At 57.6% G+C, this 12,330-nt stretch carries 12 protein-coding genes and 1 pseudogene; 12 read left to right on the top strand and 1 reads right to left on the bottom strand.

All coding sequences use genetic code 11. The features are described 5' to 3' along the window. Positions 1–99 (bottom strand): annotated as a pseudogene (locus NKI49_RS32470) (DNA-binding response regulator); the annotation flags it as partial. A 1,270-nt stretch (positions 100–1,369) separates the two neighbouring features. Between NKI49_RS32470 and NKI49_RS32465 the strand changes: the two are divergent. From NKI49_RS32465 to NKI49_RS32410, 12 genes are all read left to right on the top strand, one after another. Further along, entirely contained in the window at positions 1,370–2,155 is a 786-nt protein-coding gene (locus tag NKI49_RS32465) for a type IV secretion system lytic transglycosylase VirB1 (RefSeq protein WP_352607959.1), read from the top strand. A 74-nt stretch (positions 2,156–2,229) separates the two neighbouring features. Then, the gene (virB2, locus tag NKI49_RS32460; protein WP_023673707.1) at positions 2,230–2,535 is read left to right on the top strand and encodes a pilin major subunit VirB2; all 306 of its coding nucleotides are present in this window, start codon (positions 2,230–2,232) and stop codon (positions 2,533–2,535) included. Beyond that, positions 2,535–2,861 (top strand): type IV secretion system protein VirB3, encoded by a 327-nt coding sequence (locus NKI49_RS32455; RefSeq protein WP_023679584.1) that lies wholly within the window; start codon positions 2,535–2,537, stop codon positions 2,859–2,861. The genes virB2 and NKI49_RS32455 overlap by 1 nt, the downstream gene beginning before the upstream one ends. Next, positions 2,861–5,230: a type IV secretion/conjugal transfer ATPase VirB4 gene (gene virB4 / locus NKI49_RS32450; protein WP_023762838.1), complete on the top strand. Its 2,370-nt coding sequence runs from the start codon at positions 2,861–2,863 to the stop codon at positions 5,228–5,230. Before NKI49_RS32455 ends, virB4 begins: the two co-directional genes overlap by 1 nt. Before the next feature lie 13 nt (positions 5,231–5,243). Further along, positions 5,244–5,927: a TrbJ/VirB5 family protein gene (locus NKI49_RS32445; protein WP_352576373.1), complete on the top strand. Its 684-nt coding sequence runs from the start codon at positions 5,244–5,246 to the stop codon at positions 5,925–5,927. Between the two features lie 58 nt (positions 5,928–5,985). Next, positions 5,986–6,873, top strand: a complete 888-nt coding sequence (locus NKI49_RS32440) for a type IV secretion system protein (protein WP_023762840.1) — start codon at positions 5,986–5,988, stop codon at positions 6,871–6,873. 27 nt (positions 6,874–6,900) lie between these two features. Continuing rightward, on the top strand, positions 6,901–7,059 hold the full coding sequence (locus tag NKI49_RS32435; protein ID WP_081731114.1) for a type IV secretion system lipoprotein VirB7: 159 nt from the start codon (positions 6,901–6,903) through the stop codon (positions 7,057–7,059). Further along, on the top strand, positions 7,056–7,769 hold the full coding sequence (locus tag NKI49_RS32430) for a type IV secretion system protein VirB8 (protein WP_023785251.1): 714 nt from the start codon (positions 7,056–7,058) through the stop codon (positions 7,767–7,769). The genes NKI49_RS32435 and NKI49_RS32430 overlap by 4 nt, the downstream gene beginning before the upstream one ends. Further along, entirely contained in the window at positions 7,766–8,650 is an 885-nt protein-coding gene (locus tag NKI49_RS32425) for a TrbG/VirB9 family P-type conjugative transfer protein (protein ID WP_023766577.1), read from the top strand. The genes NKI49_RS32430 and NKI49_RS32425 overlap by 4 nt, the downstream gene beginning before the upstream one ends. Beyond that, entirely contained in the window at positions 8,643–9,782 is a 1,140-nt protein-coding gene (gene virB10, locus NKI49_RS32420) for a type IV secretion system protein VirB10 (RefSeq protein WP_352567799.1), read from the top strand. Before NKI49_RS32425 ends, virB10 begins: the two co-directional genes overlap by 8 nt. After that, on the top strand, positions 9,766–10,806 hold the full coding sequence (virB11, locus tag NKI49_RS32415) for a P-type DNA transfer ATPase VirB11 (RefSeq protein ID WP_023762844.1): 1,041 nt from the start codon (positions 9,766–9,768) through the stop codon (positions 10,804–10,806). The genes virB10 and virB11 overlap by 17 nt, the downstream gene beginning before the upstream one ends. 708 nt (positions 10,807–11,514) lie before the next feature. Continuing rightward, positions 11,515–12,201 carry a response regulator gene (locus NKI49_RS32410; RefSeq protein ID WP_352607963.1) on the top strand — a complete coding sequence of 229 codons (687 nt, stop codon included), beginning with the start codon at positions 11,515–11,517 and terminating at the stop codon, positions 12,199–12,201. Positions 12,202–12,330: the final 129 nt, after the last annotated feature.

Raw genomic sequence — 12,330 nt, 5'->3', positions numbered from 1 at the left:
ATCGTGGACTGCGGTTACCTTCAGGGCATGCATCGTGAGATACTCGGCGATGAGGCGCCGCATTGCGGCATCATCGTCAATGACAAGAACATGTTTCAACGGCACACCTTCAATCTTGAAGCCCCATGTCTAAACCTGTTGCCGAGCAACCCTGGGGCACCGACCCAGAACAGCTGCCCTTGATACCACTCGCCGTTGCGTGCGGCCAATGTGAGGCCGTGCTCGTCCTGGTCTTTTCATCCCCAGCGAATTGACCGCACCAAGGCAGCCCGTTGCCACCCGACAGGTCCAAGCGCCGACATGACCCTGCCGTGTGGTCCTTCGCTTTTTCGCTTCGAGCTCCCCCGTTGGTGCAGGCCTGAGTTCGACCTCATGGATGCCAAGTTTCCTGCTATGCCCTCCTCGTCATCCTGGAGTTTGCGGACCTGGATCATCTCGATATCCTACGGCTCGTGGATCCAGCTCGGACATGGTTGAGCAGCGCGGCGTTTGGCTTGATCAGAGAGGCGGTCGGCGGAAGAAGACCGTGATTCGCTGCAGCGGCCTTGTGCCAAATAGTATGTCTCCTGCCAAGCCGGCTTCGTCCAAGGTGGCCGGCGGCCTCAAATGCTGTTCGGGCGACCGGCAGGTCGCCGGTTGCGGTGAACGTCCGGGCTAACATTTCTCAGTTACTGCAACTCCTCCATCTTGAGCGTGTCACTATGCTTGTCCATTGCGCCGTCGGACGTCAATGACGTGCGGCTTTCTGCCGATGGGACTGTGCATGATCCACTCTTTGGCGGCGGCGGCCGAACAGCTGAACCAGGCTCGCACCAGGATGGGCTGCGCCGCCACGTCTTCCCAGTTGACCCTCGCCGCCGCGGATTTGCGCCTTCGAGCCAGCTTCGCGGACGAGCTCGCGACTCAAGCAATGATCTGAGTGTGCAGGGCCGCGCATGGCTGCTCTTTAAGCACCGGCAGCATACCGGCAAAGTTGGGCTGCTTTATCGCCTTCGTCGATTCCCCACGGTGATCCCGAGCCTGAACAAACCCGCCAAGCTCCCCATTTTGTCCTTGGCTTGGCGCTGACAGAAGTACCACCCATGGCGCCGAAGTCGCGGCCCACAGTCTAGGAGCAACGGACGGCCGGGACGAGCAATCCTGCACAGGAGTCATCGTACCAAGATGCTCCGGATGTCGCTGGCTGATCGGGCCCGCGCCACCCACGCATGCGCAAGATGCTCACCCACGCTGACACGAACACGGTCTTTGCTTCAGTTGAAACCGAAAAGCTGAACTTGAACATCACACAGTAACAAACCTCCCCGATAAGCGCGTGCCGGACAGGGCCAGAACCCGTCCGGCGGCTTGGAAAGGTAGGTGATAGGAAATGTTTATTGCAGCTTGGCCGCTGGCCATCGTCCTGTTGACATCCATGTCACTCCCAGCCGAGCCCGCGCCACTCTCTCCGCGTGAGTTCCGCAGCCTGTCGCGCAAATGCGCTCCCTGGGTTGCGCCGTCCACCCTGGCCGCGATTGCCAAGATTGAAAGTGGCTTTGACACGCTGGTGGCTCATGACAACACCACAGGTGAGCAGCTTCGCTGGATAGACCACCTGGAAGCCACGCGGGGCATCAAGGAACGCCTCGAAGCACAACATTCTGTCGATGTTGGATTGATGCAGATAAACAGCAAGAACTTTGCCGTGCTCAATCTTACGCCGGAAAGGGCTTTCGAGCCCTGCGCCTCGCTTTCGGCTGCCGCCCACTTGCTTGAAAGCCGGTATGCCGGCGGCACCACTGCTGTGGCACAGCAACTGGCGCTTCGCCGTGCCATCTCGGCCTATAACACGGGCGACGTCACGCGTGGCTTCGCCAACGGTTATGTACGCAAGGTCGAGTCGGCCGCAAAGGACATCTCAAGTCTCCTTGAGCGAACGCTGGAGCCGGCTGCTCGAGATGTGCCGCACCTTGAGGCACCCGGTCGGAAAGCCGTGCCGCCTCTGCTCCAGCAGAGCCAACAGGCCAATAGAAAGAAGCAGCCCAACCAAGATTCTTGGGACATTTGGGGCTCGTATCAGCCAGACCGCTCCGGGGCCGATCCCTCCGGTCCGACAGGCAGCCAGGCTGCGAAAGCACGCGAACCCGCGAACCCGAACAAACTCGTATTCGATTGAAACATGGAGATGCAATGATGACGCCACTCAAGATACTTCGTGCGCTTAGAACGCGTGTTCCTTCGCCTTTTTCCATGCTGCGCATGGCGGCTGAATATGTACCGGCCGCTGCTGCAGGCGCGGCGTGGACGGTCTTCTACAGCGGGCCAGCCGCGGCTCAGGTGACCGGAGGGACGGATCCTGCCAAGATGGTCCAGAATATCTGCACGTTCATACTTGGCCCCTTTGGACAATCACTGGCCGTGCTCGGGCTCGTAGCCATCGGTATCTCTTGGATGTTCGGTCGTGCTTCACTTGGCCTGGTTGCGGGTGTCGTTGGAGGGATCGTCATCATGTTCGGGGCCAGCTTCCTGGGCAAGGCGCTCATAGGCGGTGGCTGATGAGCGACCGGTTGGAAGTGAGCACCCTCTATGTGGCGGCGACGCGCCCCGCACTGTTTCTGGGGGTGCCGCTGACGCTGGCCGGATTGCTCATGATGTTGGCTGGGCTTGTTATCATTATCCTTCAGAACCCGCTCTACGAAATCGTTCTCGCGCCACTCTGGTTCGGAGCACGGCTGGTTGTTGAGCGTGACTATAACGCGGCAAGCGTCGTGCTGCTCTATTTGCAGACGGCCGGCAGAAGCGTGGACGGGCCGGTCTGGGGAGGCGCAAGCGTCAGCGCCAATCCGATCAGAGTGCCGAAACGCGGAAGAGGAATGGTGTAATGTTCGGCGCCAGCGGCCGGACCGAGAGGTCTGGCGAGATCTACCTTCCGTATGTTGGTCACGTAAGCGATCAGGTTGTCCTTCTGGAAGACGGATCGATCATGGCCATGGCACATGTGAACGGTGTGCCCTTTGATTTGGAAGACGCTGAGATGCGCAACTCGCGCTGCCGCGCGTTCAACACTCTCTTGCGCAACATCGCCGATGACAATATCTCGATATACGCTCATCTTGTGAGACACAACGATGTGCCGGCGCCGGCGCCGCGCCAGTTTCAAAGTGCATTCGCTGGCAGTCTGAGCGAGGCCTACGAACGTCGTGTGCTGTCGGGAAAGCTCTTTCGCAACGATCACTTCCTCACTTTGATCGTGTCCCCCCGCACCGCAATCGGCAAGATCGGCTTGCGGATTGCCAAGTCCCGCAGACGGAATGAGCACGATCTAGCCACCCAAATGCGGAGCCTGGAAGACCTCTGGCACATCACTGCTGGCGCACTCGGCGGTTACGGTCTGCGCCGGTTGGGCATTCGTGAGAAAGGCAACGTGCTCTTCACGGAAATCGGCGAGGCGCTTCGGCTCATGATGACTTGCCGGTTTCTTCCGGTTCCGATGGTTACCGGCTCCCTTGGCGCCTCGATCTACACTGACCAGGTCATCTGCGGGAAGCGGGCGCTTGAGATTCGAAGGCCCGGGGATAGCTCCGTCGGATCATTGTTTTCGTTCCGTGAATATCCGGCGACGACGCGGCCGGGCATGCTAAATTCCTTGCTGTCCGCCAACTTCCCGCTTGTCCTGAGCCAGAGCTTTTCCTTCCTCACTCGCCCACAAGCTCATGCCAAACTAAGCCTTAAGTCCAGCCAGATGACGAGTGCCGGCGACAAGGCTCTCACCCAGATCAATGAACTTGCCGAGGCAGAGGACGCACTGGCAAGCAACGAATTCGTGATGGGTTCGCATCATCTGAGCCTGTGCGTCTATGCCGACAGCCTCAATAGCCTTGCAGATCGCGCAGCAAGTGCCCGCGCACGGCTGGCCGACGCGGGCGCCGTTATCGTCCAAGAGGGCATCGGCATGGAGGCCGCATATTGGTCCCAACTTCCGGGGAACAACAGGTGGCGCACGCGCCCGGGGGCGATCACCTCACACAATTTTGCCGGGCTCGTCTCATTTGAGAACTTCCCAAGCGGTTCCAGTTCCGGCCACTGGGGCAATGCTGTTGCGCGCTTTCGCACAAACGGTGGAACTTCTTTCGACTACATCCCCCATGAGAATGACGTCGGCATGACGGCAATATTCGGGCCCGTTGGCAAAGGCAAGACGACGCTGATGACCTTTGTCCTCGCGATGCTTGAGCAAAGCTTGGTCGATCGCAATGGTGCGATCGTCTTCTTCGACAAGGATCGGGGTGGTGAACTGCTGGTGCGAGCCACGGGAGGGACATATCTTGCGTTGCGCAGAGGCGCTCCGAGCGGCTTGGCCCCTCTGCGTGGACTGGACAACACCTCCGCCTCTCGGGACTTTCTGCGCGAGTGGTTGATGGCCCTGATCGAGAGTGACGGCCGTGGTCCGATCTCGCCGGAGGAAAGCCGTCGGCTGGAACGCGGCATTGTTCGTCAGCTTTCGTTCGAACCCCCTATGCGCTCACTTGCGGGCCTGCGCGAGTTCCTATTGCACAGCCCCTCCGAGGGCGCAGGAGCACGGCTGCAGCGGTGGTGTAGAGGGGGGGCGCTTGGATGGGCCTTTGACGGCGACGTGGACGAAGTAAGGCTGGATGCCTCCATTACGGGCTTCGACATGACGCAGCTCCTGGAATATGAGGAGGTCTGTGCACCGGCCGCCGCATACCTTCTGCATCGAGTGGGCGCTATCGTCGATGGTCGTCGGTTCGTCATGAGCTGCGACGAATTTCGATTCTATCTACTCAACCCCCAATTCTCGGCCGTTATCGACAAGTTCTTGCTCACGGTCCGCAAAAACAACGGCATGTTGATACTCGCAACGCAGCAGCCTGAACACGTTCTGGAATCGCCTCTCGGAGCTAGTCTCGTTGCGCAATGTATGACGAAAATTTTCTACCCATCACCGACGGCGGACCGCTCTGCATATGTCGATGGCTTGAAGTGCACTGCGCAGGAGTTCGAGGCAATCCGCCAGGGAATGGCAATCGGCAGCCGCAAGTTTTTGCTCAAGCGCGATAGCGGGAGTATTGTTTGCGAATTCGATCTTGGGCAGATGCGCGAGTACGTAGCCGTACTCTCGGGGCGGGCCAACACAGTGCGCTTTGCCGACCAGCTTCGTAACCAGCACGGAGACGCCCCAAGTGGGTGGCTCGACAAGTTCATGGCCCGGTACCATGAAGTTCAAGACTGACGGAGGAATATTCATGAAACTTGCCAAACTTGCAGTAACGACCCTTGCTGCTTCCCTTCTGCTTCACGGACAGGCCCGGTCGCAATGGATCGTCACCGACCCTGTAACAGAAACACAATCGACCTTAACAGCGATTTCCAATGCGGCGATCCTTGAGAGGTCAATCGAGACGCTCGCTACCACGATCGAAATGGTGACAATGCTGACGTCGTCATTCGCTGTCACGGGACTGCTAAGCTCACTGAACCAAGGAAATCATTACCCGTCGAGCAATAAGCTGGAGGAGCAGATGTTTGATGCTCGGGCGCCAGCTTCGATTATGGCCCGTAACATTGCGAAGGACCCAAATCGGATTGTCAACGGCACCGATTCAGAAGCGAAACTGTTACAGGGACAAATCGCCGGGGCCGCCAATGCCGCAGCTATTGCAGCCGACACTTTGGGCATGATGGACAAGCGCCTTAAGGATAACGCCGGCACGCTTGGTCAGCTTTCCCGCTCGGGAAATATTATGCAGGCCACCGTGACCAACGGTCTGGTCCTCAAGCAGATTCACGATGCGATGATCCAAAATGTCCAGGCCACGAGTCTGCTGACGATGGCCACTGCACAAGGGAGCCTTCACGCCGTGGAGGAGGCCGCCACGCAGCGTCGCGAACATCAGGACACCGCTAATATGTTTAGCATCCTCCCGTAAACCACACAGAGTTCATCAGGCTCAGCTGCGCTGATCAGGGACACATCAGGCTCACGCCATGAATTTCAAAATTCCCGCGCCATTCACGACTATACACACGATCTTTCATGGGGCCTTCACGTCCGGGCTGCACAAAGTGCTTGAAAACGTCCAAGCGGCGGTCAGTGCGCCTCTGGTTGCGTGTGTCACGCTCTGGATAATAATCCAAGGCTGTCTGGTCATGCGTGGTCAAGTCGATGCGCGCGGGGGTATCTCGCGCGTAATCATGGTGTCGATTGTCGTCGCCCTTATCTTAGGGCAGGCCAACTATCAGCAGTACATTGAAGCGCTCTTCGACGACACGATTCCGAGGTTGGCTCACGACATCAGTGGCAGCGACTTGCCCTTCATCGGAATCCCCCAGAAGCTCGATCTCATGTTTGCTTCAAGCCAGTATGTCTTTCAGCTGATTGCTTCCGAAATTGGGCCTATGAACGGCCAGGACATACTTGCTTTCGAGGGAGCGCAATGGATTTTCTACGGCGCGCTGTGGACAGCGTTCGAGATCTACGATGCCGTTGGAATTCTGACGAAGGTGCTCTTGACGATCGGCCCCCTGGTCCTTGTAGGCTACCTTTTTGATCACACTCGAGACATAGCCACCAGATGGATCGGCCAACTGCTCTCGTACGGGCTGCTGCTTCTCCTCCTCAACATCGTTGCAACGATAGTAATCGCTGCCGAAGCAGTCTCGCTGGCAGCCATGCTTTTGATGATCAAATTCTCGGGCACGACAGCAGCCAAGATCATCGGGCTTTACGAGCTCGACATGCTTTTCCTAGCTGGTGACGCTCTGATCGTCGCGCTTCCGACGATCGCCAGCAGCATCGCCGGCGGCTCTTGGGGAGGTGCGAACCGACCTCTTAACAGCCTCAATCGCCACTTTGCCAAAACGGCGGGTGGTTAATCAATCGACAAGCTCGGTGCCAAAAACATGAAATATTGCCTACTTCTGTCAATCCTCGCTTTGGCCGCCTGCAAGACGAGCCATGGGCTTGCGACGTGCGCGGGTGCCCCATTCCAACTGAACGTGGGACAATGGGAAACCACCCCTGAGGATCTTCAGGTCGAATGCGCGGAAGAGCCAAAGTGAAATTTCCTGAACATGCCCTTCTGGTGGAGAGAGAAACGCTAGCCGCCCACTATAAGAAGGTGGAAGCGTTTCAAACGTCACGAGCGAAGTCTGCGCGGCGCCTGTCAAAGGCCCTGATCGCCTTTGCCGCAGCGGCGGTCCTAGGAAATGTTGCCCAGGCATTTACCATCGCTGCCATGGTCCCGTTGGCCAAGCTCGTACCTGTGTTCCTCTGGGTCCGGCCGGATGGGACCGTCGATAGCGAAGTGTCAGTCTCTCGACTGCCGGCAACCCAAGACCGAGCCGTCATAAATGCTTCGCTGTGGGAATATGTACGCCTGCGCGAGGGGTACACAGCAGATACAGCCCAATACGCCTATGACCTCGTATCCAGTTTCAGCGCGCCGGCTGTGCGACAGCAATATCAAGATTTCTTCAACTATCCGAATCCCACCTCGCCGCAAGTCACGGTCGGCAAGCGCGGCAAGCTCGAGGTCGGGCATATTTCTTCAAACGACATCAGTCCGGACGTTCAACAGATCCGTTACAAACGTACGCTTGTTGTCGATGGGCAGATGCCGATAGTGACCACCTGGACAGCTACCATCCGCTACGAGCGCTTGACGGGTCTGCCTGGGCAATCGAGGCTCACCAATCCGGGAGGTCTACTCGTCACTTCTTATCAAGGCTCGGAAGATAGCGTATCGAACCTGGGCTATGTGCAGCCATGACAAAAAGAGCGTTTCTCGCGCTGGTCTGTTCACTCTTCTTAACGATGGAAGCGTCCGCGGAAGACACACCACTTGCCGGCAAGCATGATGCGCGCATGCGCTACCTGGCTTACCGTCCCGACGAAGTGGTGCGCCTGTCTACCGCAGTGGGGGCAACGCTGGTTGTCACATTCGCGGCCAACGAGACAGTCGCAGCCGTGGCCGTTTCCAATAGCAAAGACCTGGCTGCGCTCCCGCGCGCCAACTATCTCTTTTTTAAGGCTAGCCGGATGCTCCCGCCGCAGCCGGTCATCGTGCTGGCCGAGAGTGAGTCCGGTACACGGAGATACGTCTTCAGTATTTCAACAAGAGCGATGCCAAAACTCGATGAGCAGCAACCTGACCTATACTACAGTGTGCAGTTCACCTATCCTGCTGATGAGGCTGCTGCTCGGAGAAAGGACGCAGAAAGGCGCTCGATTCTTGGTCAGGCCCGGGCGAAAGTGCTGCACGACGAGAGAGTTCAGGATTTGTTGAATCGGCCCGCCGCAACTACCAGTCCGGACGAAAGCAATTTTCACTACGTCGCAAAGGGCGATCGATCGCTGTCGCCGCTGCAAGTTTTCGATAATGGCTTTACCACCGTATTTGGCTTCGCAAGCAATTCCCGCATACCCTCTCTCTACATTATCAATCCCGACGGCAAGGAAGCCGCTGCCAATTACACGGTCAAAGGGGACTATGTTGAAGTATCCGCAGTCGCCCGGGAATGGCGTCTGAGAGATGGCAATACGGTCTTGTCCATTTTCAACAGGGCTTATGACCCTGTGGGACGAGCGCCAGGGACCGGTACAGTGACACCCGACGTGTGGCGCGTTTTGAAAGGCTCGGCCGATGAATGAAACCGGCCCACAGTCGGGACATGATGTCCATGCCTCCGGATCGATGGTCTCGGAGCCGGCCCGCCGGCATGTTTCGGGATTGCAGAAGTTGGCCGTCGCTGCTCTTGTTCTCATCTCATCTCTATCGCTCATCTGGCTCGGAGGTCGTCCCAGCACACAAGACGAGCCAACTCAGCCAAAACCTCCAATTGTCGCCGACGCCGAGCCATTCCGCCCCGTGCCGATTGAGATTGCTCCCGAACCTCCAGCACCCGTACAGGTGGCGCAGGCAGGAGATCCTGCGCCATCTACGCCGCCTCCGGCGCCAGCTGATCCGCCGCCGGAGGAATCACCAATTTTCGCCTACAGTGGCAGCGGTCAAATGCCCAACGACGGTCAGCGGAGCGAAGACAACCATAGGGATGCTCCCGCAACCTCGGATGAGATTTCAGACGCTGGCGATCTGTCGGGGCGATTGAAGCCAGATATACAGGAGCCGAGCCGGGCCACACTTTTGCCGCACCCTGATCTCGTGATTACTCAAGGAACGATAATTCCCTGCATTTTGCAAACGGCAGTCGACACAAACTTACCGGGTTATGTGAAGTGCGTCTTACCTAAAGACGTCCGCGGCGCCACCAACAACGTGGTGCTTTTGGATCGCGGGACGACCGTGATTGGCGAGATCCAGCGTGGTCTCCAACAGGGGGATGCGCGTGTCTTCGTGCTGTGGACGCGCATCGAAACGCCTGACCATGCCCTCGTTTCGCTAGCATCGCCGGGCGCTGACGAGCTCGGCCGCTCCGGAATGCCTGGCACGGTGGATAATCACTTCTGGCAGCGCTTTGGCGGAGCAATGCTCATGAGCGTCATTCAAGGCGCGTTTCAGGCCGCCGGTCAATACGCTGGCAGCTCAGGTGGAGGAAGCGGCATCAACAGCTTCCAGAGCAACGCCGGACAAGCCGTTGACACGACCCTTAGAGCAACGATCAACGTTCCGCCAACTCTGAAGAAAAACCAGGGAGATGCTGTATCCATCTTTGTGGCTCGGGATCTCGATTTCTCAGATGTATACGATCTTAGAGCGACCGCCGTGGCGCCAGCCCCCCAACATCGTGAACGCCGGAGAGACAACAATGCGACCGGAGGCTGACCCTCAATTGCGTTTGCTTCTCAACCCTGTTCTGAAATGGCTTGAGGAGCCAAGGACCGAAGAGGTCGCTATCAACCGGCCTGGGGAAGCCTTTGTCCGACAGGCCGGCGTTTTCACGAAACATCCGCTACCGCTATCTTATGACGATCTGGAGGACATCGCGATCCTCGCTGGAGCGCTGCGCAAGCAAGATGTCGGACCGCAAAGCCCCCTCTGTGCGACTGAGCTGCCGAACGGAGAGCGGCTGCAGATCTGTTTGCCGCCCGCTGTTCCCTCAGGAACAATAAGCCTGACGATACGGCGTCCCTCAAGTCGTGTGACCGAACTCAAGGAAGTTTCTTCTCGCTACGAATACTCGCGTTGGAATCAATGGCGGTCACGAAAGGAGCGCCAAGAGCGGCAGGACGAAACGATTCTTCAGCACTACGACAATGGTGACTTGGAGCAATTTTTGCGAGCGTGCGTTTGCGGGCGGCTCACGATGCTGCTTTGCGGACCTACTGGAAGCGGCAAAACGACAATGAGCAAGACTTTGATCAACGCTATACCCCCGCAAGAGAGGCTGATAAGTATCGAGGACACGCTCGAACTTGCAATCCCGCACGAGAACCATGTCCGGTTACTCTATCCGAAGGACCGAGCAGGCGTAGGTGCGGTGACAGCCGAGCAACTGTTGCAAGCCAGCTTGCGCATGCGCCCTGATCGAATATTGCTTGGCGAGATGCGCGATGATGCTGCTTGGGCCTACCTTAGCGAAGTCGTCTCCGGCCATGCGGGATCAATATCAACGATTCATGGGGCGGATCCGGTCCAAGGCTTTAAAAAGCTCTTTTCACTCGTCAAGAGCAGCCCGCAAGGAGCTGCTGTGGAAGACCACACGCTTCTTGACCTGCTGTCGGCTGCCATTGACGTCATTGTGCCGTTCCGTACCCACGGCGACGTGTATGAGGTGGGGGAGGTGTGGCTCGCCGCCGATGCCCGGCGACGCGGAGAGACAGTAGCCGACCTTCTTAACAAGCACTAAGGCTAGAGCATGTCGGGGATCGGTAAGTGGTTTGTGATACGATGGCGTAATTTGTTCAGATTGAACGTCCACTTTGATTTGACGGAGGTGGATAATGGGAGGAGGACTGGGCGTAGACCTTCGGTCACAAGTCTGAAGTCTTCGGGCGCCCTGTCGGCGCGGCAAGCTGCGGCACGATTCGACTGGGTGTATCGAGCGCGTCCGCTGAATTGCGCGGGCGACGCTCAGCGAGCTGGTGCCGATGCCTGCTTCAAAAGCGGCATCGACACCCGGCAGGTCGTACCCTTGATTTACCTAGCCGCGCTCAATGAGCGTGTTCAAAGCCGCCGAACGTGGTTCGGAATGACCGGTTGGTAAATCGGGAAGTGCCATATAGGTAATCCTCCTGGTGGTCCTCTCAATGAACAAAGCCGCAACCTGCCCTTGCGACCTCAGCTGGAGTTTGCGACGCAACCCATATAGGAGGATCGATGCGCAGAGAAATCGCACGCAGAGTCGGTGGCATTGTGGGCTGGCCGACCGACGGTTTCAGCCCGTCAACAGGTCTTCACGTGTTCCATCCCCGACTATTGCAGGCGTGCGGCTTGCATGCTCCCGCGATCACCCATCGGAAAGAGCGTTACGAACACTACGACGAGTTGCGCGACTTCTGCTGTCGCCCCGGTCTTACAGCGGACGGTGACCTGTCCTACCTTGATAGGACGTGAAATGCGAACGCTGCTCATTGATCATCATGTGGATCTTACGCGCGCCGTGCGAGCTGCGCTCGGGGATAGCGGTTTTGCCGTTGATGTAGTTGGCAACCTGGAACAGGCGTCGAGGGCATTTTGTTGCGCAACCTATGAAATTCTCCTGCTGGAGTTGGCTCTGCCAGATGGCGATGGCTTGGGCTGGCTGAGACAGCTAAGGAGCGACGGGCATTCAGTTCCAACCCTCATTATGAGTAGCATCAACGATCTCGAGAAGCGAATTGCAATTTTCAACGGTGGCGCGGACGACTTTCTGCTCAAGCCCGTCTCTTTCGATGAGCTCATCGCCAGAATGAGAGCCATTCTGCGCCGGTCGACACAGGTGACCGACCCCATCGTTGTATTTGGCAATCTCAATTTCGATCCGATCGGCCGACAGGTTTCCGTCTCGGGTCATCCTCTGAAGATCGCACGCCGCGAATTATGTATTTTAGAGCATCTGCTTATCCGTGCAGGCCGCATCGTGCCTCGTGCGCAGTTGGAAGATCACCTCTATTCGTTCAACGACGAGGTATCTGCCAACGCGCTTGAAGTCGGAATCTATCGCTTACGTGGACACCTGAGTAGGTCAGGTGCAACGCCACGGATCACGACCGTGCGCGGCATTGGTTACCTTCTTGAATTGACTGAGGTGGCATCCGCATAGTTGGTCTAAATCGAAAGAACAGACTGCCTGCCCGTCGTCAGGTTGAGCTTATATGAGGAAGGTAAAGACGGAACGGGTGTGTCAGGGCAACATTTCTTCACCTTCTCGATGTGTTGCGGAATCCATGGT

The sequence above is a fragment of the Mesorhizobium sp. M0587 genome (genome assembly GCF_040320945.1).
In the GTDB taxonomy this organism is placed as follows: domain Bacteria; phylum Pseudomonadota; class Alphaproteobacteria; order Rhizobiales; family Rhizobiaceae; genus Mesorhizobium.
This window is presented reverse-complemented; position numbering and strand designations above follow the sequence as displayed.